General features: G+C 61.4%; 23 protein-coding genes. 4 read left to right on the forward strand and 19 right to left on the reverse strand.

Annotation, left to right across the window (positions count from 1 at the left end; all coding sequences use genetic code 11):
• The 7 genes from argB to meaB all read right to left on the reverse strand — a co-directional run bounded on the left by argB (position 1) and on the right by meaB (position 7,771).
• Complete coding sequence (gene argB / locus RBB29_RS00285) at positions 1-864, reverse strand: acetylglutamate kinase (protein WP_306113153.1); 864 nt, start codon at positions 862-864, stop codon at positions 1-3.
• Positions 865-982: 118 nt separating this feature from the next.
• Positions 983-1,633, reverse strand: a complete 651-nt coding sequence (gene yihA, locus RBB29_RS00290) for a ribosome biogenesis GTP-binding protein YihA/YsxC (RefSeq protein WP_306113154.1) — start codon at positions 1,631-1,633, stop codon at positions 983-985.
• The gene (locus RBB29_RS00295; protein WP_306113155.1) at positions 1,630-2,376 is read right to left on the reverse strand and encodes an MOSC domain-containing protein; all 747 of its coding nucleotides are present in this window, start codon (positions 2,374-2,376) and stop codon (positions 1,630-1,632) included. Before RBB29_RS00295 ends, yihA begins: the two co-directional genes overlap by 4 nt.
• Positions 2,376-4,175 carry a membrane protein insertase YidC gene (yidC, locus tag RBB29_RS00300; RefSeq protein ID WP_306113156.1) on the reverse strand — a complete coding sequence of 600 codons (1,800 nt, stop codon included), beginning with the start codon at positions 4,173-4,175 and terminating at the stop codon, positions 2,376-2,378. Before yidC ends, RBB29_RS00295 begins: the two co-directional genes overlap by 1 nt.
• 110 nt (positions 4,176-4,285) lie before the next feature.
• Positions 4,286-5,830 (reverse strand): bifunctional diguanylate cyclase/phosphodiesterase, encoded by a 1,545-nt coding sequence (locus RBB29_RS00305; protein WP_306113157.1) that lies wholly within the window; start codon positions 5,828-5,830, stop codon positions 4,286-4,288.
• Positions 5,831-5,885: 55 nt separating this feature from the next.
• Positions 5,886-6,755 (reverse strand): tRNA 2-thiocytidine(32) synthetase TtcA, encoded by an 870-nt coding sequence (gene ttcA, locus RBB29_RS00310; protein ID WP_306113158.1) that lies wholly within the window; start codon positions 6,753-6,755, stop codon positions 5,886-5,888.
• Between the two features lie 41 nt (positions 6,756-6,796).
• Positions 6,797-7,771 (reverse strand): methylmalonyl Co-A mutase-associated GTPase MeaB, encoded by a 975-nt coding sequence (meaB, locus tag RBB29_RS00315; RefSeq protein WP_306113159.1) that lies wholly within the window; start codon positions 7,769-7,771, stop codon positions 6,797-6,799.
• A 114-nt stretch (positions 7,772-7,885) separates the two neighbouring features.
• Here meaB and hrpB point away from each other — a divergent pair, with 114 nt between their 5' ends.
• On the forward strand, positions 7,886-10,330 hold the full coding sequence (gene hrpB / locus RBB29_RS00320; RefSeq protein WP_306113160.1) for an ATP-dependent helicase HrpB: 2,445 nt from the start codon (positions 7,886-7,888) through the stop codon (positions 10,328-10,330).
• Between the two features lie 43 nt (positions 10,331-10,373).
• Here hrpB and RBB29_RS00325 read toward each other — a convergent pair whose 3' ends face one another.
• Positions 10,374-11,360 carry a sterol desaturase family protein gene (locus RBB29_RS00325; RefSeq protein ID WP_306113161.1) on the reverse strand — a complete coding sequence of 329 codons (987 nt, stop codon included), beginning with the start codon at positions 11,358-11,360 and terminating at the stop codon, positions 10,374-10,376.
• Between the two features lie 100 nt (positions 11,361-11,460).
• Here RBB29_RS00325 and RBB29_RS00330 point away from each other — a divergent pair, with 100 nt between their 5' ends.
• Together RBB29_RS00330 and RBB29_RS00335 are read left to right on the forward strand one after the other, a co-directional pair.
• Positions 11,461-12,393: a LysR family transcriptional regulator gene (locus RBB29_RS00330; RefSeq protein WP_306121083.1), complete on the forward strand. Its 933-nt coding sequence runs from the start codon at positions 11,461-11,463 to the stop codon at positions 12,391-12,393.
• A gap of 83 nt (positions 12,394-12,476) precedes the next feature.
• Positions 12,477-13,553: a PLP-dependent cysteine synthase family protein gene (locus RBB29_RS00335; RefSeq protein ID WP_306113163.1), complete on the forward strand. Its 1,077-nt coding sequence runs from the start codon at positions 12,477-12,479 to the stop codon at positions 13,551-13,553.
• Between the two features lie 57 nt (positions 13,554-13,610).
• Here the strand turns inward: RBB29_RS00335 and RBB29_RS00340 are convergent, their stop codons facing one another.
• The 11 genes from RBB29_RS00340 to RBB29_RS00390 all read right to left on the reverse strand — a co-directional run bounded on the left by RBB29_RS00340 (position 13,611) and on the right by RBB29_RS00390 (position 23,758).
• Positions 13,611-14,972, reverse strand: a complete 1,362-nt coding sequence (locus RBB29_RS00340) for an HD-GYP domain-containing protein (RefSeq protein ID WP_306113523.1) — start codon at positions 14,970-14,972, stop codon at positions 13,611-13,613.
• A gap of 84 nt (positions 14,973-15,056) precedes the next feature.
• Positions 15,057-17,024: a cache domain-containing protein gene (locus tag RBB29_RS00345; protein ID WP_306113164.1), complete on the reverse strand. Its 1,968-nt coding sequence runs from the start codon at positions 17,022-17,024 to the stop codon at positions 15,057-15,059.
• Between the two features lie 68 nt (positions 17,025-17,092).
• Positions 17,093-17,809, reverse strand: a complete 717-nt coding sequence (locus RBB29_RS00350; protein WP_306113165.1) for an RES family NAD+ phosphorylase — start codon at positions 17,807-17,809, stop codon at positions 17,093-17,095.
• A complete protein-coding gene (locus RBB29_RS00355; protein ID WP_306113166.1) occupies positions 17,796-18,176 on the reverse strand; it encodes an XRE family transcriptional regulator in 381 nt (126 codons plus the stop codon). Before RBB29_RS00355 ends, RBB29_RS00350 begins: the two co-directional genes overlap by 14 nt.
• A 154-nt stretch (positions 18,177-18,330) precedes the next feature.
• The gene (locus tag RBB29_RS00360) at positions 18,331-19,179 is read right to left on the reverse strand and encodes a lysophospholipid acyltransferase family protein (RefSeq protein ID WP_306113167.1); all 849 of its coding nucleotides are present in this window, start codon (positions 19,177-19,179) and stop codon (positions 18,331-18,333) included.
• 92 nt (positions 19,180-19,271) lie between these two features.
• Positions 19,272-19,550, reverse strand: a complete 279-nt coding sequence (locus RBB29_RS00365; protein WP_306113168.1) for an HPr family phosphocarrier protein — start codon at positions 19,548-19,550, stop codon at positions 19,272-19,274.
• Between the two features lie 5 nt (positions 19,551-19,555).
• Entirely contained in the window at positions 19,556-19,948 is a 393-nt protein-coding gene (locus RBB29_RS00370) for a PTS sugar transporter subunit IIA (RefSeq protein ID WP_306113169.1), read from the reverse strand.
• Positions 19,949-19,955: 7 nt separating this feature from the next.
• Complete coding sequence (gene rapZ / locus RBB29_RS00375) at positions 19,956-20,885, reverse strand: RNase adapter RapZ (protein WP_306113170.1); 930 nt, start codon at positions 20,883-20,885, stop codon at positions 19,956-19,958.
• A gap of 12 nt (positions 20,886-20,897) precedes the next feature.
• Positions 20,898-21,302 (reverse strand): HPr kinase/phosphorylase, encoded by a 405-nt coding sequence (locus tag RBB29_RS00380; RefSeq protein ID WP_306113171.1) that lies wholly within the window; start codon positions 21,300-21,302, stop codon positions 20,898-20,900.
• Positions 21,303-21,344: 42 nt separating this feature from the next.
• A complete protein-coding gene (locus RBB29_RS00385) occupies positions 21,345-23,030 on the reverse strand; it encodes a sensor histidine kinase (RefSeq protein WP_371931386.1) in 1,686 nt (561 codons plus the stop codon).
• A gap of 26 nt (positions 23,031-23,056) precedes the next feature.
• The gene (locus RBB29_RS00390) at positions 23,057-23,758 is read right to left on the reverse strand and encodes a response regulator transcription factor (protein WP_306113172.1); all 702 of its coding nucleotides are present in this window, start codon (positions 23,756-23,758) and stop codon (positions 23,057-23,059) included.
• 377 nt (positions 23,759-24,135) lie between these two features.
• On the opposite strand from RBB29_RS00390, the gene RBB29_RS00395 reads away from it, so the two are divergent.
• Entirely contained in the window at positions 24,136-25,734 is a 1,599-nt protein-coding gene (locus RBB29_RS00395; protein ID WP_306113173.1) for a phosphoenolpyruvate carboxykinase, read from the forward strand.
• Positions 25,735-25,771: the final 37 nt, after the last annotated feature.

The following is a 25,771-nucleotide window of genomic DNA, read 5'->3' on the forward strand; positions in this document are numbered from 1 at the left end:
TCACTTTGCGCGGATCAGGGACCCTGCGCCATGTTCGGTGTAAAGCTCCAGCAGGGTCGCATTGGGCGCGCGCCCGTCAAGGATCACCACCGCCCGCACACCGCCGTCGATTGCCGCCAGTGCCGTTTCGGTCTTGGGGATCATCCCGCCGGCGATGGTGCCATCCGCGGTCATTTGCCGGATCTGATCGGCGGTGAGTTCCGTGACCACCGCGCCGCTCGCGTCGCGGACGCCGTCCACATCCGTGAGCAGGAGCAGCCGGTCCGCGGTCAGAGCCGCGGCGATGGCGCCGGCGGCGGTGTCACCGTTGATGTTGTATGTCTCGCCATTCCGTCCCGCGCCCAAGGGAGCGATCACGGGGATCGTGTCATCGGCAAAAAGCGTGTGCAGGAAGTCCGGTTTGATATCGGTAGGCTCGCCCACGAGGCCAAGTTGCGGATCGGCGGGATCGCAGGTGATGAGATTGGCATCCTTGCCCGAGAGGCCCACGGCCTTGCCGCCCTGCCGGTTGATTGCCTGCACGATGCGCTTGTTGACGCGCCCCGAGAGGACCATTTCGACCACTTCCATCGTGGCGGCATCGGTGACGCGCTTGCCGTTCACGAAATCCGATGTGATCTGCAGCTTTTCCAGCATCTCGTTGATCATCGGACCGCCGCCATGGACGATCACCGGATTGACGCCAACCTGTTGCATCAGGACGACGTCGCGGGCAAAGGTCTCCATCGCCTCGTCGCTGCCCATGGCGTGGCCGCCGAATTTGATGACGACGATGGCGCCATCGTAGCGTTGCAGGTAGGGCAGAGCTTCGCTCAGGGTGCGGGCGGTGGCGATCCAGTCGCGGTTCATGTCACGTGTCTTCATGTCGTTCCTCGTTCCCGCCTTATCCCCGCATGTGCGCTTGCGCGCAAGGTTTTACCTGACCCCTCCTCCTGGCCTCCTCCCATGGGGGAGGAGGAACCATCGGGCAATCGGTTTTCTGTTACTGAAGCGTCGCGATGGTGGCGCGCAGGGTGGTGATGCCGTCGCCCTTTTCGCTGGAGGTCAGGATCAGCTCGGGGAAGGCCGCGGGATGGGGGCTGAGCCGGTCGCGGACCTGGTTCAGAACGGTGTCAAGATCCTTGGCCTTGACCTTGTCCGTCTTGGTGAGGACGCATTGGAAGGTCACGGCGGCGCTGTCGAGCAGGGACATGATTTCTTCGTCCACCTTCTTGATGCCGTGCCGGGCATCGACAAGCACGAAGGCGCGCCGCAGGGTTTGACGCCCGGCGAGATAGGATTTGAGCAGCTTTTGCCATTTTTCCACGACGGGCAGTGGGGCGTTGGCGTAGCCGTAGCCAGGCAGGTCAACCAGGTAGTGGCTGTCCGACAGGGTGAAGTAGTTGATTTCCTGCGTCCGGCCCGGGGTATTGGAAGCGCGCGCCAGGCCTTTGCGGCCCGTGAGGGCGTTGATCAGGGTCGATTTGCCGACATTCGACCGCCCGGCAAAACAGACCTCGATCCGGTCGGCCGCGGGCAGGCCCGACATCGCAACGACGCCCTTGAGAAAATCGGTTTGACCGGCAAAGAGCTTTCGGCCCTTTTCGGCTGTTAAGTCGTCTGGAGTTTCGGTGATCGGGAAGGCCAGTTTCACGCCAGCACCTCAACCTCATCGCCGAGTTTGATCGTGCCGCCCTTGGACACAACGGCATAGACGCCGAAATCCTGGTGGTCCCATTCGGCGTTCAGCGCCCCAAGTGTGTCGGCATCGCGTTGCCCTGTTTCGGGGTTGGCGGTCGTCGCGAGGCAACGGACAATCCGTTCCCTGACCTGGAACTCGACCGATCCGATCCGGAGGCTCTTGCCGATCCAGCTGAATTCTTCCCACGGGGCGACCCCGTCGAAATGGATGTTGCAGCGCCAGCGCAGGGGCGAAAGCTCCTGCCCCATACGTTCGGCAAGGTCCCGGTGAGAGGCCATGTTGATCAGGCTGATGGACGGGAAATCCGTGTCCGTCATGCCGCGCCCCGGTACGCGGTGAATATGGGTGGATTGGGCGCGGTTGGGGGGCATCAGGGGGCGGACCCAATCGAGGAAGCTGGCGGTCTCGGTGTCCGGATCGAAGGTCAGTTCCGGGCGTTGGGGATGGGAGAGAGTGACCGTGCCTGTGGCTTCGTCTACCTGCGCGTTGATGGCCATCAGTGCCGCCACCTTGGAGCCGCGCGAATAGTTCGCGCAGGGCGCCCATTCGCTGCCATCGGATTTTGTCGCCTCATGCGCGACAGCCCACCGGCGGTCCCAGGGCATCGTTTGCCCTTCGGTCAAATCGACCGTCTCAAGCGCCTCGCGTCCGTGGCCCTTGATCGGATGCCGCCAGAGCGCGCAGACCTCAGTCATCACGTGTCATCCGGTTTGGGCTTCTTCTTGAAGCTGGATTTGATGTTGCCGAAGACGTCGGGTTTGTACCCCTGGCTGCGCATGATCAGGTATTGCTGGCTGAAGGTGATCATGTTGTTGGCGATCCAGTAGACCACCAGCCCGCTTGCAAAGCTGCCGAGCATGAACATGAAAATCCAGGGCATCCAGGCAAAGATCATTTGCTGCGTCGGGTCCGTGGGCGCGGGGTTCAGCTTCTGCTGCAGCCACATTGAAATGCCGAGGATGAGCGGCAGGATACCGATGAATATCAGCGCCATGATCGACCCCGGTTCGGGGCCCGCCCAGGGGAAAACGCCCCAGAGGTTGTAGATCGACGACGGATCGGGTGCCGACAGGTCCTTGATCCAGCCGATCCAGGGGGCGTGGCGCAATTCGAGCGTCACGAAGATCACCTTGTAGAGCGAGAAGAAGATCGGGATTTGCAGAAGGATCGGCAGGCACCCCGACGCCGGGTTGACCTTTTCCTTCTTGTAGAGCGCCATCATCTCTTTCTGGAGCGCCTGCCGGTCGTCGCCGGCGCGTTCCTTGATCTTCTCCATCTCGGGCTGAAGTTCTTTCATCTTGGCCATGGAGACGTAGGATTTATACGCCAAGGGCAGCAGGATTGCCTTGATGATCAGCGTGAGGGCGATGATCGACCAGCCCATGTTCCCGATCATGGCGTTCAGGTTGTGGAGCAGCCAGAAAATCGGCTTGGTAAGGAAGAAGAACCAGCCCCAGTCGATCGAATCGAGGAAACCTTCGACACCGTCATCATTCTGGTAGTTGCGGATCGCTTCCCATTCCTTGGCGCCGGCAAAGAGCCGCGTGTCGACCGAGACGACCTCGCCAGGCGCGACGCTCTGCGAGCTCAGAGTAGCGTCGGTCTGATAGATGTCGCGGCGGGCGTTGTGGAAGGTGCGGATCTTGGCACCGGTTTTGTCGGCGGGGATGAGCGTGGTCATCCAGTAGTGATCGGTAAAGCCGGTCCAGCCGTTTTCGGCGACGGCGATCTTTTCCTGGGCGTTGGCGGGTTCCAGGTCGTCGTAATCGGTTTCGGTCAATTCGCCATCAATCATGCGAATGGCGCCTTCGTGCAGGATGAAGAAATTCTTCAGATCAACCGGCACGCCATGGCGCGCAAGGACGCCGTACGGGGCAAGCGATACGGACCCATCGCCCGTGTTTTCAACGGTTTGGGTGATGTCGAACATGTAGTCGTCATCGACGCTGATTTCCCGTGTGAATGTCAGCCCGGCGCCGTTGTCCCAGGTGAGTATGACGGGCGTGCCGGGGGTCAGGATACCATCGCTTTCAACCTGCCAGATCGTGTCGGATCCTGGTACCTGTTCTGCGGTCAGGCCCTGACCGGGCGCCCAACCAAAGAGCGCGTAATATGGGGCGTCGCTGCCGACGGGCTGCAACAGGCTCACGATGTCTGAGCCGGGGTTGAGGGTTTGGCGGTAGTTCTTCAGTGACAGTTGGTCGATCCGGCCGCCTTGCAGCGAAAGCGATCCCTTGAGGCTGGGCGTGTCGATCTCGATCCGCGGGGCGTCAACGGCCACGGCCTCGGTAGCGCCCGCATCGGCGGCGGTGCCGGTCTCGCCCGTGGCGTCGGCGGTGGGCGTGTCCACGCCATCGGCAGGGGCCGTTTCCTCGGTGGCCACCGCGTTCGGGTCAACGACCTCTTCGGGCGGCGGGAACAGCACGAACCATGTCATGATGACAAGGAAACTCAGCACGGTTGCGAGAATGAGATTTTTGTTCTGGTCGTCCATCACCGATGGCCATCTGTCTGTTGCGTATCATGGGGGTTCAACAGAGTGCGGCGGCAAAGGTCAAGGGTGTTTCGATGAATAGACCAGTTGCAAAGGGGATAAGCCCGGATTTACCCGGTCCTGAACCGAATTTCCGGCGGTTGGGATAGTTTCGACAGATGCTCCGAGACCCAGGCTTCGGTCTTGGCGAGTGGCATTGGTTTGCCAATGCCGAACCCCTGCACGTGCCGGCACCCGAGTTGAGACAGCATCACATGTTCTCCGGCCGTCTCCACACCCTCGGCCAGCGTATCAAGATCAAGCCGTTCCGCCATCAACAGGATGGCGGACACCATGCGCTGTTGCTCCTGGTCCTGATCGACTTTCATGACGAAGGAGCGGTCGATCTTGAGCCGCTGGATGTCGAACCGGCGGATCGACGAGATCGAAGCATGACCGGTGCCGAAATCATCAAGGTCGATCTGACAACCAAGATCGGAAAGACCGCTGATGTTGCGCGCAACCATGTCGTCGGGGGATGTGGCCACAACGGTTTCCAGAATTTCAACAGCCAGCCGATCGGGCGTCAGGTCGAACTTGTCCAGCTCCCACTCGATCTTCTTGATGAGGTTCGGATTGCTCAATTCGTCGGGCGAGAAATTGACGCCGACCCGCGGGACGTCGATGCCCAGATCGTCCCACATCTTTAGCGCTTCAAGGGCCTTGGACAACATCACCTCGCCCAGCCGTTCCATTTTGCCGGCTTGTTGAATCTTGGGCAGAAACTCCGCCGGGGAAATCGTTCCACGCTCCGGGTGTTCCCATCGGGCGAGCGCCTCGAACCCGGTGACAAGCCCGGTATCCGTCGAAATCTGCGGCTGGAACCACGGTAGGATTTCGCCTTTTTCCAGGGCCTTGTCGATTTCGGACGACATAACATCATTGCCGGGTTTGATCTTGTGCATGTCCGGAGAGTAGGCGCGAAGCGACGATGGCCCGTTACGCTGAGCGGCGGTCAGCGCCAGCTCTGCGGCCTCGACCATCCTGCTGCCATTGTCCTCGCGGAAATGCGTATCGAGGGAGATCCCGATCGACGCCGAGATGTAAATTGTCGCTTCACCCAGGATAATGGGCTTTTCGATCGCCTCTTGTAGACGCCCTGCGACCTGCAGCGCGATGTCGAGGTTCAGATGGGGGACAGGCGCCATCACGACACCCATTTTCCGTTCACCATGTTTGGACACCAGATCACGCGCCCGGACGGTTGCGCTCAGACGTTCGCATAGCTGGTTGACAACGTCCTGGGCGACAGACAGGCCATAACGGTCAACAATCGCGTCGAAGTCATCCGGTGCCAGTAGCAAGCAGGCCGTATGCTTCCCGTCGATGCGGGCCTGCTCCAACGTCCGCCCCAGATCGTCACTCAACCGGTCTTTTCGCGGGCGCCCCGATCCGCCCACGTCACTTTTCAGACGTTTGCGCATGGGTTGCAGCAAAGCAAAAAGACCCAGTGCCGCCGGAAACCCGACGGCCATCAGGGCCAGGCCGAACTCACCACCCATCCAATACCCGGCGAGGACAAAAGACGGCAGAAACGCCAACATCAGCGGACCGGACAAAAGCGATTGCGATGTATTGCGCGCGGCTGCAGAGACACGTTTCAGATGGCGGTTCATTAAGTGATTCCCGTGATTGCCGGTGAAAGCTAATCTTTTGGGCCTCAAAACCGTGTTAACGCAGCTTTGGCGGCGCCTCGGGATTTGCGTCGAATTTTATCGTTTCGCGGTGCAGCCCGGCGAAATCGAACAGCTTGGGGTCAAGCAAATGCGATGGCCGCGCATTCATCAGCGCGCGAAACATTACCTGCCGGCGGCCGGGGCTATTGGCCTCCCAGCCATCAAGGATCTGCTTGACCTGCTGGCGCTGCAACCCGTCCTGCGAGCCGCAAAGATCGCAAGGGATGATCGGATAGTTCATTGCGGTGGCGAATTTCTCGCAATCGGCTTCGGCCACATGGGCGAGCGGACGATAGACGAACAAATCGCCCTCTTCATTCACCAGTTTCGGCGGCATCGTGGCAAGCCGTCCGCCATGGAAGAGGTTCATGAAGAAAGTTTCAAGAATGTCGTCGCGATGATGACCCAGGACGACCGCGGAACACCCCTCTTCACGCGCAATCCGGTAAAGATTTCCGCGTCTTAGCCGGGAACAAAGCGCGCAATAGGTGCGGCCCGCGGGGACTTTGTCGACCACCACGGAATAGGTGTCCTGATATTCGATCCGGTGCGGTACCTGCATGCGTTCGAGGAACTCGGGCAGGACGGTCGCGGGAAATCCGGGCTGCCCCTGATCCAGATTGCAAGCCAGGATATCGACCGGCAGAAGGCCGCGCCATTTCAGTTCATGCAGAATCGCCAGCAGCGTATAGCTGTCCTTGCCGCCCGACAGGCAGACCAGCCACCGCGCATCGCGTTCGATCATGCCATATTGCTCGATCGCCTCGCGCGTCTGCCGCACGATGCGCTTGCGCAGCTTCTTGAACTCGGTGGTTCCGGGCGCGCCTGCAAAAAGCGGGTGGATATCGTCGGTCTCGTCCAGCATGGGCAGGCTTTAGGCGCTTTGCCCGCAGCGGGCAAGGGGGATCAGGCCTTCAGGCGCGTCAGCATTTCTTGCGCCGCAAGCGAGGGGACAACCGTGCCGTCGCCCACTTGATCGGCAAGGTCCTGCATCGCGGTCTTGGCTTCGGGCGTGTCGAGCTGTGCCAGAAGCGCCTGACGCACCTCCTGCTCGAACCAATACCGCGCCTGCGCCGCACGGCGCCCGTCGAAATGGCCGTTTTCGCGGCGCCAGTTGGTCAGCGTGGTCATCTCTTCCCAGGCGTTCACCAAGCCGTCTTCCTGCAGGGCCGAGACCATAAGCGCCTTGGGAAACCCGTCCGGGTCCTGCGGTCGTTTGCGCAGGAGCCGCAGCGCGCCCGCATAGTCCGAACAGGTGCGCGTGGCCGCCGGTTTCAGATCGCCATCTGCCTTGTTAACCAGGATGATGTCGGCCATCTCCATGATGCCGCGCTTGACGCCCTGCAACTCGTCCCCGCCCGCCGGGGCCAGTAGCAGGATGAAGAGGTCAGACATCTCGGCCACAACGGTCTCTGATTGCCCGACGCCCACGGTTTCGATCAAGACCGCGTCAAATCCCGCCGCCTCACAGACGGCCACCGCCTCGCGCGTGCGCCGGGCGACACCGCCCAGATGGGTCTGACTGGGTGAGGGGCGAATGAAGGCATTGGGATCGCGGCTCAGCCGTTCCATCCGCGTCTTGTCTCCCAGAATCGAGCCGCCAGAGCGCGCTGAGCTGGGATCGACCGCCAGAACGGCCACCCGCAACCCCTGACCGGTCAGCATCATGCCAAAGCTCTCGATAAAGGTTGATTTGCCCACGCCGGGTGTCCCCGAGAGGCCGATGCGCACGGCCTGATGGGTGGACTTGCGCAGCGCATCCATCAATTCGGCGGCCTGCGCGCGGTGCTCTGGCTTGGTGCTCTCGATCAGGGTGATCGCGCGAGCCAGCGCCCGGCGGTCCTGTTTGATGATCTTGTCGGCAAGCTCGGGAATGTTCATGGGCAGGCTGCAATCCGGGTCAAATCTCTGACCGCCTTCATGCCTTGGTGCGAACCGCTTTGTCCAGAGCATCCGGCGGTAGAAAAGGTCGCGGATTTGGCCGATAAGCGGGGGATGAAGACAGATCTGCCCATCCATGACGCGCTTGATCCGCTGATGATCGCCCTCCGGTCACGCGGGCGTGCGGTGTTGCAGGCACCGCCCGGCGCGGGCAAGACAACGATGGTACCGCTGGCCATGCTCGAGGCGGGCCTGTGCGAGGGCCGCATCCTGATGCTGGAGCCGCGAAGGTTGGCGGCGCGAGCGGCGGCGGAACGGATGGCCGAAACCCTGGGCGAAAAGGCGGGGCAGACCGTCGGCTTCCGCGTCCGCGGACAGTCCAAAACCTCTGCCCAGACCCGCATCGAGGTGGTGACCGAGGGTATCCTGACCCGCTTGATTCAATCCGACCCCGAACTTTCCGGTGTCGGCGCGGTGATATTTGACGAATTTCACGAACGCTCACTCAACGCCGATCTGGGGCTGGCGTTCTGCCTTGAGGTGGCCGATGCCCTGCGCGATGATCTGATCCTGCTGGCCATGTCCGCCACGCTCGATGCCGGGCCGGTGGCGGCGCTGATGGGCGACGTGCCGATGATCACGTCTGAAGGACGGTCTTTCCCCGTCGATACCGTCTGGCTTGATCGTCTGGTCCCCAAGCAGCAGCGGTTCGAACAGGCGATTGGCGACCTGGTGGCCCGGGCGGTGTCGGAGACCGAAGGGGGCGTTTTGGTCTTCCTGCCGGGGGAAGGAGAGATACGCCGGGTGGAGGGGCTGCTCAAATCCCTCCTGCTCGACGATTGCCAGATCCGCCCGCTGTTTGGCGCGATGGACTTTGCGGCGCAGCGTGCGGCCATATCCCCATGTAACCAAGGACGGAAAGTCGTGCTGGCCACGGCCATTGCGGAGACCTCCTTGACCATTCAGGACATCCGCGTCGTGGTCGATGGCGGGCGTGCGCGCCGGGCCCGATTCGATCCGGCCAGCGGCATGTCGCGGCTGGTGACCGAGCCTGTCACCCGCGCCGAAGCGACGCAACGTGCAGGCCGCGCGGGCAGGGTCGCGGAAGGCGTCTGCTACCGCCTCTGGACGCGGGGGGAGGAGGGCGCCTTGCAGGCCTATCCCCCGGCCGAGATCGAGGCGGCGGACCTGAGTGGCCTGGCGCTTGAACTGGCGCTCTGGGGCTCGGCGCCGGGGGACATGCCCTTCCTGACGCCCCCCAACCCCGGTGGCTTTGCCGAGGCGCAGGCGCTGCTGCGGATGCTGGGGGCTTTGGATCGCGACAACCGGATCACCGATCATGGCCGTGGGCTCGCGGCGTTGCCACTGCATCCCCGGCTTGCGCATATGCTGACCTTGGCCGGACCGGATGCCGCCCCCCTGGCCGCGCTTCTGGCCGATCGTGATCCGCTGTCGCGGGGCGCGCCGGTCGACCTCTCGTTGCGCCTTGCGGCGGTGCGGGATTTCCGGGCGTATGCTGACCGTCACCCGTGGCAGCCCAATCGCGGTGCGGTGGAGCGCATCAAGGCAGAGGGGCGGCGACTGGCGTCACGGGCCAAGGGTGATAGTGATTTCGGCGATGCCGAGATGGCGGCATTGGCCTATCCCGACCGCGTGGGCCTGCGCCGCAAGGGGGAGGTGCCGCGCTACGTCCTGTCCGGTGGCAAAGGCGCAGTGCTGCCCGAGGGGGATGACCTGTCGGCCACGCGGCTTATCGTTGTGACCGATCAGGATGGTGACCCGCGGGAGGCGCGCATCCGGCAGGCCGTCGCGATCTCGGAAAGCGAATTGCGTGGGCTTTTCCCCGATCAGATCGCTTGGGTCGACGCCTGCGCCTGGTCCAAAAGAGAGCGGCGGGTGATTGCCCGGCGGCAGGAGGTTTTCGGCGCGCTGGTGCTGGATGACCGGCAATGGAAGGACGCTCCGCCCGAAGCGGTGGCGCGGGCGATGCTGGACGGGGTGCGCGATCTGGGCCTGAGCTGGACAGACGCGGCGCGCCGATTTGCCGCACGGGTGATGCTGCTGTGCGACGCCGGTGAGGATTTGCCGGATATGTCGGAAAACAGCCTTCTGGCGACCCTAGAGGAGTGGCTTTTGCCCTATCTTGACGGTGTGACCACCGCGCAGGACTGGAAACGCTTTGACATGCTTGAGGCCCTCCGTGCGCGCATGAACTGGGAGCAGATGCAGGCGCTCGATAGGGCGGCCCCGGCGCATTTCACCACGCCTTTGGGGCGCAAGACGCCGATCGACTATAGCGGCGAGGCTCCGGAGATCAGCCTGCGCCTGCAAGAGATGTTCGGCCAGACCACGCATCCGAAGGTCGGCAAAACACCTCTCAGGGTGACGCTTTTGTCCCCGGCGGGGCGGCCCTTGCAGACGACGATGGATATCCCCGGTTTCTGGGCCTCGTCCTATGCGGATGTGCGCAAGGATATGCGGGGACGTTACCCGAAACATCCCTGGCCCGAAGATCCCACCCAGGCCGACCCCACCTTGCGCGCCAAGCGCCGACAGTGACGCCCCGGCGGGTCGCGTCGATTGACCGGTGGTCAGATCGCGGTCACGCGCGGCGTTGTCGGCGGTCCTTCAGCCGGGCGTGCGCCTCGGGGGTGCCGTCATGGAATGAGCCGAACCACTTGTCCCAAGGCATTTCCAGGTTGCCGTAATTCACCTCGAAATAGCGGTGGTGCATCTGGTGGTGAAACGTGCCAAGCGCCAGTTGCTTCTTGTCCTTGACCAGCAGGCTTTCGAACCCGGTGTGGGACGTGGCCGCGGTCAGGGATTGATGCTGCATGTGGAAAAGGATGTGCAGCGGGTGCGCAGGAACGATGAAATGGATCAGGATCGAGCTGAAGAATATCACATGTTCGACCGGGTGCATCGACAGGCCCGACCACGGCCCGACATTGACGTTGCGGTGGTGCAGCGCATGGGCCAGTCGATAGAGCGGGCCCCAGTGCAGCGCCCGGTGGACCCAGTAGAAATGGAACGAGATCCAGACCGGCGTCAGCAGGAAAAGCAACGCGAACCATACCGGATGTGCCGCGGGATGCAGAACCGGCGCCCAGCCATTGCCCATGGCCCAGAGCAGCAGGACCTCATACCCGGTCCAGAAGCCCACGCCACTGGTCAGGGACCAGAACATATTGTCGCGGACCTGCCCGCCAAAGCTGAACTGCCTGCCTTTGAGCATCAGGTCCCGCTTGTCGAACTTCAGGCGCATCCGCTGGCCCTTGCGCATGTAGAAGAACCAGTGCAATCCGCCCGCAACCAGCACCATCAGGCCCACGTTGCGCAGCCAGATGCCGATGATCCACCCCGGTGCCAGCGTCGCGGCGGTTTCAAGACTGGGCGACAGCCATGTCCAGCAGATCAGCGCGATGCCAAGCACCAGCAGGTTTTCCGCCAGGTTCAGCCAGCGGACCGCCAGCCATGTCGCCATGCGTTTGGGGTTCGGCGGCCAGCTGAAGAACGGCGAAACCTCGATTGGCACGTCCGGCGTGTGATGCCAGCCGGGCAGGGCGGGATTGGTGTCGGTTTCCTGCATCGGGCGTGTCTCCTTGTCGGTACTTACTGTGCCACAGGGGCAATGCTTGGAAAAACAGAATTATATGATATTTGATATCGGTATTTCCGAGGAATTGCCGATGCAAACCGATCTCCGCCTGTCCCTGCGTGCCTTACGGGCCTTTGTTGCCGCCGTGGATCACGGGTCAATCACCGGTGCCGCGCGGGTGCTCAACCTTGCGGCCTCCGCGGTGGCCGCCGCGCTGGATCAGGTCGAGGCAGAATTTGGCGCCGATCTTCTGATCCGTACCCGTGCTCGGGGTATCGCGGCGACCGCCGAGGGGCGCGAAATTGCGGAACGGTTCCGGCATCTGCTGGAGGATTACGCGGATGTCATGGATCATGGCCGCGCCCTGGCGCAAACGCTCAGCGGGACATTACGCATCGGGTATTACGCGCCGGTCGCCCCGGCGTTTTTGCCAGCGGTCCTGCATCCGATCATGCGGGAAAACCCGGGCCTTCGGCTGGAGATGTTCGAACATGACAATGACAGCGCGCAGGAAGCGTTGCTGAACGGTGCGCTCGACGTGATCCTCTTTGCCGGGCAGGACCTGCGCAGCGGGATCGACATCCGCCCGCTTTGCGATTTACCGCCCTATGTTCTGGCACCCAAGGGACATAATTTGACCAGGACGACGCCAGTACAAATCCGCGACGCCGCGACCTGTCCGATCATCCAACTGGATCGCCCCCTGGCGCGGCCCTATGTCGAACGCCTGTTCCGACAGCAGGGCCTCAAGCCGGATATCGTGGCGCGTGTCGACAGTACCGAGATGGTGCGGAGCCTGGTCGGGGCCGGTGCGGGCATTGCCATCCTGTCGATGAAGCCGTTCATCGATGTGAGCTATGGCGGCGACGACCTTGTCGCCCTGCCGCTGCAGCCCGACCTGCCAAAATTGCAGTTGTTTGTCGGCCATGTGCTGGGTCGGCCGCGCAAACCGGCGGCGGTGTTTCTCGAGGCGCTGGATGCCTTCATGTCCACACCGGCGGCATCGCGCCTGATCTGCGCTTGAGGCGGCGGGATCAAGATCTCTGGCGATGTGCGCAATCATCCGGTAGCTTTGTGCGGGAAACCTGTACCGGGAAAGGGGACAACATGGCAGAGAATGGGATTCGTCGCACAAGCGGTCGCGGCAGACTTTTCGACAGCGTTCTGGACACGATCGGCGATACGCCGGTGATCCGGGTGAACAATCTCGCGCCGGACGGGGTGCGTATGTATGTGAAGGCCGAGGCTTTCAACCCGGCGGCCTCGGTCAAGGACCGGCTCGCCGTCAACATCATCGAAGCGGCGGAGCGCAGCGGTGCATTGAAACCCGGCCAGACGGTCGTTGAGGCCACCAGCGGCAACACCGGCATCGGCCTCGCAATGGTTTGCGCGCAGAAGGGCTATCCGCTTGTGGTCACCATGGCGGACAGTTTTTCGATCGAGCGGCGGCGCCTGATGCGGATCCTCGGGGCCAAGGTTGTTCTGACCCCGCGGGCCGAGAAGGGCTTTGGCATGTACAAAAAGGCGGTGGAACTGGCCGAGAAACATGGGTGGTTCCTTGCGCATCAGTTCGAGACGGAGGCAAATGCCGACATCCATGAGGTGACAACCGCACAAGAGATCATGGCGGATTTTGCCGGTGACAGGCTGGACTATGTGGTCACCGGGTATGGCACCGGCGGCACGGTCACCGGTCTCGGCCGGGTGCTGCGCAAAGAACGTCCCGATACCAAAATCATCCTGTCTGAGCCCGCCAATGCGGCACTGGTAAGCAGCGGTCATGCGCAGGAACGGCTCGACGATGGCGCGCCAGCGGTCAGTCACCCGGAATTCGAGCCGCACCCGATCCAGGGTTGGACGCCCGATTTCATTCCGCTCGTGCTGCAGGAGGCCATCGACAAGGGGTTCTATGACGACCTCATCCCCGTGGCGGGGCCCGATGGGATCAAATGGGCGCGGGAATTGGCGGCGAAAGAGGGGATCTTTACCGGGGTGTCGGGAGGTTCCACCTTTGCGGTCGCCATGGATCTGGCGCAGAAAGCGGAACCTGGGAGTGTCATCCTGGCCATGCTGCCGGATACCGGTGAACGCTATATGACGACGCCGCTTTTCGAGGGTATTCCCGAAGATATGTCCGAAGAAGAGGTCGAGATTTCACAATCCACGCCTGGCTATCAGATGTAATCTGACGGCGCTTTGGACAGGCGGGGAACCGCCCACGCCCGTAAGAACGGCCATGCGTCAGCTATTGGCGATGGCCGTTTGCAGCGCGGCATAGCAATCAATGTCGATGGCACTGCCGACCATGTCATCCATGATCGTATAGACCTTTTCCAACGGCAGGGCCGGGCGATAGGGCCGATCGGCTGTCAGCGCGTCAAAGATGTCGGCCACCGCCAGCACCCGCATGTCGCGCGACAGGTTTTCGGCGGTCATTCCCTGCGGATACCCCTTGCCATCCAACCGTTCGTGATGCGCGGAGGCCGTGATGGCCAGGTCATGAAAAACCGATACGCGGCCCAGGATTTGTTGACTGTATAGCGGGTGCAACTTGATCTGCTCGAACTCCGCATCGGTGAGTTTGCCGGGCTTGTCGAGGATCGTGTTCGACACGCCAAGTTTGCCGATGTCGTGCAACAGGCCCGCGCGCATCATCCAGCGGCGGTGAGCGGTTGAATACCCCATCTCGGTGCAGATCGTATCGGTGAACTGCGCCACCCGTTCGGAATGTCCGTGGGTGAAGGGGCTTTTCGCGTCGATCACCTTTGCAAAAGCATAGGCGATTTCATCAAGGTAATCCTCATCGACCAGATGTTGCTGCCGTACGGGTTCGCTGGCGAAAACATGCGCTTCAAGTCCGGGGTCGTGAAAGGCCTGCAGGAACCCGGGACGTTGCAGCAGCTCGACAAAGAAGGGCACCAGATCGGGATCAAACCACTGCCCGGCACGACGAGCCAGTTCCGCAACGGCGGCGTCAACTCCCAGTTCCGCGACAAAGACCTCCGCGACCTGCGCCAGCAGGGCCACGCGCGAGTAGAGCGGGATATCCGGCCCCCTCAATCCTTCGGGCCAACCACCGCCGTTCCAGTGTTCGTCAAGGCCCGCGATACCCTCTGCCACGTCTTCGGAAAACCGCATCAGGCGGGCAATCTCGGCGCCGCGGTGGCACCGCGTCTGAAACACCTCGGCCACGATGTCATCGGAGTCTTTCAGCACGCTGGTCACTGTCCGGAGCCGTTGCAGCAGCCCCGACTCTGATGCCGTGTGACTGAGCAGAAATTCCAATCCCTTCTTGGCGGAACTGTCGATGAGCTTGTAGCTGCGTTTGAAGCCGATATCGTCCGTCAGGTAAAGTTGGCAAATCCTCGCGGCGTTGGAACTGCACCCGAGATCCTTGAGAAGAATGGTGAAATAGAGATCCGATCTCTGCGCCGCGGTCAGGTCAAGCGTCTCCGCGACCTCCATCCCGATCCAGCAGGACCGCACGCAATGCCCCTTGGGCTGCCCTTCGGTGAGGTCCAGTGCATGACTAAGCGCGCCGAGGAGTTCACCAAGGCTAACAACGGCATCTGAGGAGGCGGGGAATTTCGGATTTGGCTGCATGGGCAAGAACGACCGGAACTGAAAACTGTACAGGCCGTGTTCTAAAGGCTTTGACCTAACAACCTCTTACCATTCGAGTTTTCCCTAGGCGGCAACGGTTCCGGCCTCTTCGTGCGGCAGCCAGACGGTAAAGACGGCACCGCCCTCTGGCCGGTTTGCCACCGTGACGAGACCATTTGCATTCTGAATGAGCGTTTGACTGACCGAAAGGCCAAGGCCCGTCCCCTCGCCCAACTTGGTGGTGAAGAAGGGATCAAATACCGTCTTGAGCTTTTCTTCGGAAATGCCCGGTCCGGTATCCGCAATGACAAGCTGCGCCCCGGCGGTCCCATCCCGACTTGCCGCTGAAATCGAGATGTCGAGTGTGCCACGCCCGTCCATCGCCTGTACGGCGTTGACGATCAGGTTGATAACCACCTGCTGCAACTCGCCGGGGTTGATCCGAACCGGCGGCGCGTCGCCCCGGTCGATCGACACGGAAATGTCCCCCTTGGCGATGACATGATCGACGAGGATCAGGCAATCGTCGAGAACCTGCGCCACATCGACACTTTCTTCGAACGTGCCGAAATCGGACGGACGGGCAAATTGCAGGAGCTTGCCGACGATGGCGTTGATGCGGCCCACCTGCTGGTCGATCAAGGCCAGTTCGGTCATCACGGGCCGCGCGTCGTCGCCCAGGTTCTGTCGGATCACGTCGATGTTCCCTTGGATCACCGCCACCGGATTGTTGATCTCATGGGCGACCCCGGCGGTGATTTCCCCGATCGAGGCGAGCTTTTCACTCATGACAAGCTGCTGGTAAGTGGTTTCCAGCTTCTCATTTGCCTCGCGCAACTCGGCGGTGCGCTGTTCGACCCTTATATTCAACTCATCGGCCCAGCTGCGCAATTTCCGGTCGCGTTCCTGCACCTCATCGAGAAGCGTGTCGAGATGCGCCGCCACCGTGCCGATTTCATCCTTGGATGCCACGGTCCCGATCCGGGCGCCAAGTTCACCCGACTCGACCTTCTCCATCGTTTTGGTCATTTGCTCCAGCGGCGAAAAAATCCCCCCCGCAAGGCGCAGGAAAAGCGGCGCCGTCAACGCCAGAACCAGGGCGAATGCAGCAAAGATGAGGATATAGGCACTGCGCTTGGCCGCGGTGAAGGGCGCTTCGAGAAAACCCACGTAAAGCATCCCCACCCGTTTGCCGAAACTGTCGATCAGGGGCAGGTACCCGGAGATGTACCAGTCGTTGACCACAAAGGCGCTATCAAGCCAGGTCTGTCCCTCGACCAGCACCTTGTTGCGCACCACGGCGGACACGCGGGTTCCAAGCGCGCGGGCGCCTTCAAACAACCGAACATTGGTCGAAACCCGCACATCCTCCAGAAACAGCGTTGCCGTCCCCTGCCGATCATCCCCGGCACCTTCGGAATGGTAGACCAGCGCGTTGATCGTATCTATGAAATCGAGGTTGCGGTTCAGAAGGACACCGCCCACCAGGACGCCCAGACGTCCGGGCACACGCACATCCGTGGCCGTGTGCACTACCATACCGCGGTCCTCGACGGTGCGGTCGGTCGGCACCGCAGCCTCGGTGTCGATCAACGGCAACCGCGCCTGCTGCGCCAGTTCCGGGGATAGCGCGATCAGGTCCTCGTGGGAAAAGATGTCGATCTCGCTGGCCCCGTTTCCGGCCACGGCGGCGGCGATCACCGGCCATTTCTGCGCCATTTCGCGCGCTTGCCCCAGGGGCAGATAAAGCAGGAAATCGAGCTGCAGACGGTCCCGGCTGCGGTCGAGATAGGCACTGAAGGCGTCATTGGGCAATGCCGCCGCATCGCGGAACGCCACGGAGCGCGCGAGGCTTTCGACATCGCCGCCGGTGGTTACAAGAATGCGCTGCATATATTGTTCTGCAATGCGCAGGTCGCTTTCGACATTGGCAATCAGGACATCGTCGTAGTTGGCCGACCACCTGCCGATTGCCACGAAAAGCAAAAGCGGCATGAGCACCACCAGTGGCAATAGCGCCAGGATCAGCAATCTCAGCCGAACGGAGGTCATGTATACGCGTGGTCAACTGTCATCGGCGATCAGCTTAGCGCCATGGCGCAATCCCGGCAAACGCCCCGTCAGAACGGGTGCAGAAGCGCCGTTTCGCCAACGACAAACTGATGCCTCTGCCGCAGGGTTTCGCAATGGGCGCGGACCAGTTTGGGCGTCAGCATAAGATGCCAGGTTTGGGTCGAAATCGGCGCTGGCTGCGCAAATCCCGCACAATCGAGCACCGCAACATTCGCCCCCCGATCAGGATGCCGGGCCGATGTATAGCGGATCGCCTGGCACCCTTGGGTACGGACCTCATCGGCGAGGTCCAGGCAGTCGCCGTAATCATCAGGATCGTCCCAATGGCCCTGATCCGCCATTTCCGGCTGGGTCAGGTCAATTGCAATATCGACCCGGATATCGGCCATCACCGCCGTGTGTTCCACGGGCCATCGGGGCATGGGCGTGTCGGGAGAGGCCGAAAAAAATGCGAGACTGCCCCAGATGCTTTCCGCCACGGCGGTCAGGACATCTTCCGAGCCGTACCAGACACCGGGCGTTGGTCCCGCCCTTCGAAACCGGGAAGCGCGCGGATAACGACCGTACCGGAAAGGCGACCAGAACTGGTAATCGAGATGCTGGCAAGGCGCGGGAACTGGCGGTTTGGCTGCTTCAAGCACGTCCTCCAGAACCGATTGTTCGCTGTCGGTGTCGACAATCCGCATGGTGGACGCGCGATATTGCCCCTCGATCACGCGCCAGAGGTTGCCGCGATAAGGCGCAAAATGATCAGGTGGGTGCACGGGCGGCATCCAGGTAATTCATCACCGCAATCAAACCGGTAGCCTGAACGACCATCTGCCGCGGGATACCGCCCAGATCTGCATTCCCGTTGGTCATCCAGCCTCGTATCGTATCGGGGTCCGCGCCTGCAATCGCGTCGAGGGATCGGAAAATGCGGATCACGCAAGTCGCCAGTTCAAACGGTTTGCCCTGCAAGAGAAAACCACCGTCTTTCATACGCGACACCGTCGCCTCGCTGACGCCAATCGCCTGCGCCAGTTCACGCTGCGACAGCCCGAGTTCCTGAGCCGCGTTAAACACGGCTTTCGCGACAACCCGCCCGGGTTCGGGACTTACATCGGCGATAGGTTTTGAAAGAACAGACATATGATATTCCTTTCCACAGAAATATACATAGCATATCTTGCCTCAAAATTCAATAACCGGCTGTTTTCCACAGATTACTGGATGAATTACAGACCAGCCCGAGGACGCAGCCGGAGGCGGAGGACGAGATATCCGGTGTGCGCGGGACGCGCACTCATCTTGATTGTGAGGTCTCACCACCCAGGGAAAGCGTATGTTCCCGCAGCCAGGTCATGAACCCGCGCGGGTCGGTCTCCAACATCTTCAGCCGTTCCTCGGTAATCGGTTTGCCAACCACCGGTTTCTGCGGCCTGTTGCAGCTTTTGACCACCTCGTGCAGCAGCAGGCCCTGACGCAACGTGGCGGAGATCCGGTTGGCCATCTGGTACCAGCGTGAATTCGCACCGGGGAAGTAAATCGGCACCACCTGGGCGCCTGACCGGCGGATCATCTGCGCGGTAAAGACATTCCATTCCCGTTCGATCACCGGCCCGAACAACGTATCGGACGATGCCACGACACCGGAGGGAAAGACGCTGATCAACCCACCGCTCTTCAAATGCGCCATGGCCTGCGCGCGCATCTCGACGGATTTGCGCTGGGCATCGGGGTCATGGGGAAACGGCACCGCGATCATGTAGGAGGCGGCGACCTCATCGATACCGGTCAGAAGCGCGCGGGTCAGGATCTTGTAGTCGTTACGCCGCCGCCCGATCAGGTCGGCCAGGATCATCCCGTCCACCAACCCGTGCGGATGGTTCGACACCGCCACGACGGGCCCGGTCAGCGGAATGTTCTCAAGCTCTGCATCGGGCGTCTTGAGGTCAATCCCCATCGTCCCCAAGGCCGCGCGCCAGAAGGCCTGCCCTGTGGGCGCGCCGCGTTTTTCGAATTTCCGGATCATGCGGACGATCGAAATCTTCCCCGTCATCCACTCGATGGCGCGGATGATGACGGAGGTCACGGGCGTGTCGAAGGAATTGGCGTAGGTCAGGCTGCGGCGGTCATAGGTGGTGAATGTCACCTCTCCGTCCGGTGGATTGCCACCCCTGTCCTGCTGATTTTGCACCAACTGGTTTGCCCCTGTTTCCCCGTCTGCGCGCCGGTTGAGCGCGGTTACATCTCCTCGCCGAACCTGTCGGCCACTAGGGCCTCGACGGCATCTGCCATGGCCTCCGCGTCCGGCCCCGAGACCTGCACGTCAATAGTGGTTCCTTTTGATGCTGCCAACATCAAAAGCCCCATAATACTGTCCGCGCCGGTGGATTGGCCGTTCTGTGACACTTCTGCCGTTGCGTCAAAACCCTCGGCCACTTCCACCAGCTTGGCGGCGGCCCGCGCGTGCAGCCCCTTTTCATTCACGATCTTCAGATGTCGGGTAATTGATTCTGACATGGGTTCTATTCCGCGGTCACATTATGGCTGTCGAGATACTTGCGTCCGGCATCCAGCGCCGCGCGGACGGCTTCCGGCACGGTCAGGTGACGGCTCTTGGCGAGCTTGATGAGCATCGGCAGGTTTGCCCCGTAAAGGATCCGCCGGTTTTCCGGTGTACAGGCGCGCAGCGACAGGTTCGACGGCGAGCCGCCAAACAGGTCGACAACGATCACGACACCTTCGCCGGTGTCCACCTCGTTGGCAGCGATACAGATTTCGGATTCCTTGGCCGCCCGGTCATGATCCCCTTCGATCGTGATGGCCCGTGCGCCCGTCTGATGTCCAACAACATGCTCGATCGCGCGCAGGTACTCGCGGGCCAAACCGCCATGCGCCACGATCACAATACCGATCACCGCTCAATCACTCCTTGGTCATCCCCAAAGTCGCCTGGCCTGTTTCCGGCCGGGAAGACTCAATCGCGCGCCGTTCCAGCTCGCGATGCCTAATTGACACCTGCCAGCCGCTCTCCGCAAGGGCCTTGGCCAATGTTTCTGCCATTGCAACGCTGCGGTGTTGTCCCCCGGTACACCCGAACCCGATCGACAGATACGCCTTGCCCTCGGCCTCGTAGGCCGGCAGCAGCAACTCCGCCAGATCAAGCACCTTCAGGCGAAATGCCTCGAACCGGGCATCCTCCCTGATATAGGCCGTGACCGGATCTGACCGGCCATCCAGCGGTCGCAGGCTTTCCTCCCAATAGGGATTGCGCAGAAACCGGCAGTCGAGCACCATATCAAGGCCGCGGGGCAGCCCGCGTTTGTAGGAAAACGACTGGACCGACACGGCCAATCCGCTGCCAGGTTGTTGCACGAACCAACGCTCCAGTTCGGCGCAGAGGTCGCGTGGCGCCATTTCGGAGGTGTCGATCAGGATATCCGCCCGCGCCCGGATCGGCACCAGCAGGTCGAACTCCCGCGCGATGCCGATGTCCGGCGTCTCGGCCGGAGCCATTGGATGACGCCGCCGGGTTTCGGAGAAGCGGCGCAACAGCACGTCGGCGCGGCAATCGAGGTAGAGCACCTGCATGGGCGCCTGGCTCAACCCGTCGATTGCCTCGATCAGAGCATTGGTCGAGAAATCCCGGTTGCGCGTGTCGATCCCAAGGGCGAGAGGTTTTTCGGGCGCCGGACCGTCGAGCAGGCGGGGCAGGAGCGACAGCGGCAGGTTATCAATCGCCTCATAGCCCATGTCCTCAAGCGCCCGGATGGCTGAACTGCGCCCCGCCCCCGAGGGGCCGGTCACAAGCACGAGGCGGTTTGGCGGGCGATCTGGCACCGGGGCCGTCGTCATCAGCTATGTCCTTCAGGCTAGTCGTCCATGCTTCAAATAAGATAGTAGCGCCGCAGGGAAATGGGGCAAATTGACCTTTTTCTGCAAGGGCAAGGGAACACCAAGGATATCGATCATGTCCGGATCCGGCAGGCGGTCGGTTTCTTCGGTATCCATGTCGACCACCAGCGCCAGCCGGGTTGCCTCGGCGGGGGCGGCGGCCAGGATGCCCACGCCCCTCGCCTCGATCCGTCCCCGGATGGTTTCGGGGCACCTGGCGATCAGGATGTCGCCGCGGCGTTGCAAGGTCGTGCGATCATCTGCGATCAACCTGCCGCCCAGGGCTATCATCTGTAGCGCAAGCCCGGACTTGCCGCTGCCCGACGCGCCACGGATCAGCGCGGCCCGTCCCGCATATGCTACGGTGGTCGCGTGCATTGTGCATATGTCGGATGGATTGTCGCCGGCTGGCGTCATCTCTTACACCGGCAGGCCCACGACGAAGCGCGCGCCCAGCGGGTCCGAGGTAATGTCTGCGTCCGTCGGCCGGATGTTTTCGGCCCAGATCACGCCGTCATGCGCCTCGACGATCTGTTTTGAAATCGCAAGGCCAAGCCCGGAATTGTTGCCGAAATCACCTTCGAGCCGCTCGGAATAGAACCGCTGGAACACTTTGGTCAGTGCCTGATCCGGGATGCCAGGGCCGGTATCCTCGACCACGATCAACACCCTGTTTTCGCGTTTGCGGGTCCAAAGGCGGATGGCATCGCCATCCTCGCAGAAACTGATCGCGTTGGTGATGAGGTTGACGAAAACCTGTGCCAGACGCCCTTCAAGCCCGGTGATGACAATCGGTTGATCCGGGAAGTCGGTGATGAAGTCGATGCCTTTCTTGCTGGCCTCTTCGCCGAGGTAATGGCCAAGATTGCCAAGCATACCAACCAGATCGAAGGCTTCCTGCTCTTCCTTGACCAACTCGCTGTCGAGCCGCGAGGCGTTTGAAATGTCGCTGACCAACCGGTCGAGCCGGCGCACGTCATGTTCGATCACCTCGAGCAGCCGTTCGCGCTGATCGTCGCGCTTGGCCACGCGCATGGTGCCCACGGCGCTGCGCAGGCTGGCAAGGGGGTTCTTGATCTCATGGGCCACGTCGGCCGCAAATTGTTCGTTGCTGTCGATGCGATTGTAGAGCGCCGAGACCATGCCCCGCAGCGCCCCGCTCAGGCGGCCGATTTCATCCGGGCGTGCTGTTAGATCGGGGATACGGATCCGCCCCGCGTTTGAATTGTTGCCCTGCTTGCGGTCGCCGCCGATTTCCGCGGCGGAGGCTAGATCCGCCAGCGGGTTTGCGATGGTGGATGCCAGGATGAGGCTGAGGCCCACGCTGACCAATGTGGCGATCACGAACATCTGCAAGACCCTTTCGCGCTCGGAGGCGACCAGGTTGTCAATCTCGCCTGAGGCGCTGACGAGGGCCACGACGGCAACCGGCGCAGTACCTTGGATCACTGGCGTGGCAACGGAGAAAACCGTACCCTCATAGATATCACCGGACGCCACCTGCGTGCCGGCGGATAAGGTCTTGGGGACCAGCGCACGGGCCTGATCCTCGACCGATGGCGGGATCGGCGTCGCCGTGAAAGAGGAGAAGGGCGCGGACACCATGTTCCACACCTTCGACAATGCGTCGGTGATGACGGTCGGGCGTATCTCGGGCTCGTCGCCGCGCTCGGCCTGACCAATGGTGTGTCCTACGAGCGTCCCCTTGGGATCGAACACGTAGACCTCGACGCCGGACCGGATATCGAGGCCCTTGAGGGTCTCATCCACATCGACCCCGTCACCGGTCAGCAGGTTGACCGGTATGCCCGACGGCATCTGGGCCTCGAATACGTCGGCGATCAATTCGACCTCACCGACCAGACCGTTGGCGCGTTGCAGCGCGAGGCTGTCGCGGGAAGAGTTCAGATAAAGGATACCCGCGACGAGGACGTTCAGCGCGATCAGGTTGAAGGTGACGATCTTGCGGGTCAGAGAGGATTCCCGCAATGGAAAGACACGCCGACGCTCTCTGCGGGATCGCAGCTCGTCCTCGACATTATCCGGGGCAACAAAATCGTCGCCCAGAACGACGTCACCGTCCCTGTGTGGGGTCAGATCACGCACATCAGTCCTCTCGGCCAGAGCCTCACCTATTCTTCGTTGTAGCGGTATCCGATACCGTAAAGCGTTTCGATCGCCGAAAACTCGTCATCGACCATCCGCAGCTTCTTGCGCAGACGCTTGATGTGACTGTCGATGGTGCGGTCATCCACATAGACCTGGTCGTCATAGGCCACATCCATCAACTGATCGCGCGATTTCACGAAACCGGGGCGTTGCGCCAGTGCCTGCAGCAGCAGGAATTCGGTCACGGTCAGCGAGACATCCTGCCCCTTCCAGGTCACCGCATGGCGCAGCGGGTCCATCCGCAGGTCGCCACGTTCGATCACCTTGGTCTCTTCGGTATCGCCAACGATTTCGCCGGCCACCGCGTCCTGCCGCCGGAGAAGCGCGCGGATGCGTTCCACCAGAAGGCGTTGCGAGAAGGGTTTCTTGACGTAGTCGTCGGCACCCATCCGGAGGCCAAGCACCTCGTCAATCTCATCATCTTTCGACGTCAGGAAAATCACCGGCATCGAGGATTTCTGCCGCAGACGTTGGAGCAGATCCATCCCGTCCATGCGCGGCATCTTGATATCGAGAACCGCCATATCGGGCAGCTTCTTGCTGAATGCGTCGAATGCCTGTTGGCCGTCATTGTAGGTTTCCACTTCGAAACCCTCCGCTTCGAGGGTCATCGACACCGATGTCAGAATATTCCTGTCATCGTCCACAAGGGCGATTTTTGACATTGGGGTTTTCCTTATACTGCTCTTGTTGCCTGTTTTTTTCTTTCACTATGCGCTTTTTCGCTCTTTACAATCAATCCCAAAGTGCGAATCGCCCTATTCCACTGTCTCAATTGGGTCACAAACCTTTTAGGATTGACTAAATTGACTCACTTTTCATTTCAGGAGTGGATGTGGTTCCGGGGTTGCGCGCCATGGTTGCGCTAACTTGCGCTTGGTTGCGCTAACTGTGCCAAACCCGCCTGTTCATTCCGGAAAGCGTCATGTTAAGAGGCGCGCAAATGGCGGTATGCACCGCCACACCGGCGCCATTTTTGGCGCGTATGACCACGCGATCCGGCACCCTTTTGAGTGCGATTTGCTACAGGAGCATGACACCGATGACATTTGGACGGGTAAACCCGCAATTCCGGCTTGAAGATCAGGGGATCGAGGGCCTGGGCAATGTCTATTACAACCTGATTGAACCGGCGCTGATCGAGACCGCGTTGAAGAACGGCGAAGGCAAACTGGGGATCGGCGGATCGTTCCTGGTGACCACCGGCAAGTTCACCGGCCGCTCACCCAAGGACAAGCACGTCGTCAAGACCGAGAGCGTTAAGGATACGATCTGGTGGGACAACAACGCCGCAATGTCGCCGGAAGGGTTCGATGCGCTTTACGAAGACATGATCGCGCATATGAAAGGCCGGGACTACCACGTGCAGGATCTCGTCGGTGGCGCGGATGCGGCGCATTCGATCAATGTCCGCATGGTCACGGAACTGGCCTGGCATGGCCTCTTCATCCGGACCATGCTGCGCCGTCCGGACCGCGAGGATCTGGACGATTTCACCGCCGATTTCACCGTGATCAACTGTCCGAGCTTCCAGGCCGATCCGAAGAAACACAATTGCCGCTCGGAAACCGTGATCGCGATGAATTTCGACCGCAAGATGATCCTGATCGGCGGGACGGAATACGCGGGCGAGAACAAGAAATCGGTCTTTACCCTGCTGAACTACCTGCTGCCGGAGAAGGGCATCATGCCGATGCACTGCTCGGCAAACCATGCCAATAACAACGCGGTCGACACTGCCGTGTTCTTCGGCCTTTCCGGTACCGGCAAGACGACGCTTTCCGCTGATCCGGCCCGCACGCTCATCGGCGACGATGAACATGGCTGGTCCGATCGCGGCACCTTCAATTTCGAGGGTGGTTGCTATGCCAAGACCATCAACCTCAACCCCGAGGCCGAGCCCGAGATTTATGCCACCACAACCAAGTTCGGCACCGTGATCGAGAACATGGTTTTCGACGAGGAAACGCTGGAGCTGGATTTCGAGGATGATTCACTCACCGCGAACATGCGCTGCGCCTATCCGCTGCACTATATCTCGAACGCCTCGCAATCGGCGATTGGCGGGCATCCCAAGAATATCATCATGCTGACCTGCGACGCCTTTGGTGTCCTGCCTCCGATTTCGCGGCTGACCCCGGCGCAGGCGATGTATCATTTCCTCTCGGGCTTCACCTCGAAGGTCGCGGGGACCGAGCGCGGCGTGACCGAGCCCGAACCCACCTTTTCGACCTGCTTCGGCGCGCCTTTCATGCCGCGCCGTCCGGAGGTTTATGGCAACCTCCTGCGCGAAAAGATCGCCAAACATGGTGCCACCTGCTGGCTGGTCAATACCGGCTGGACCGGCGGGGCCTATGGCACCGGAAGCCGGATGCCGATCAAGGCTACCCGCGCGCTGCTGACTGCCGCACTCGACGGTTCGCTTTCAAAGGTCGAGTTCCGCAAGGATGAGAATTTCGGCTTTGAAGTGCCCGTCGACGCTCCTGGCGTGCCCACGGTTCTGCTCAACCCGCGCCGGACCTGGGACAAGCCCGACAGCTATGACAAGCAGGCCGCGAAACTGGTGCAGATGTTTGCCGACAATTTCGAGCAATACCTGCCTTACATCGACGAAGACGTGAAAGCCGCCGCGATCGGCTAACCCCCCGTCGGCGTCTGAGAACCATGAAAGGTGCGCC

Origin of the sequence: Roseovarius sp. MMSF_3359, from assembly GCF_030733385.1 — a bacterium.
Classification (GTDB): Bacteria; Pseudomonadota; Alphaproteobacteria; order Rhodobacterales; family Rhodobacteraceae; genus Roseovarius.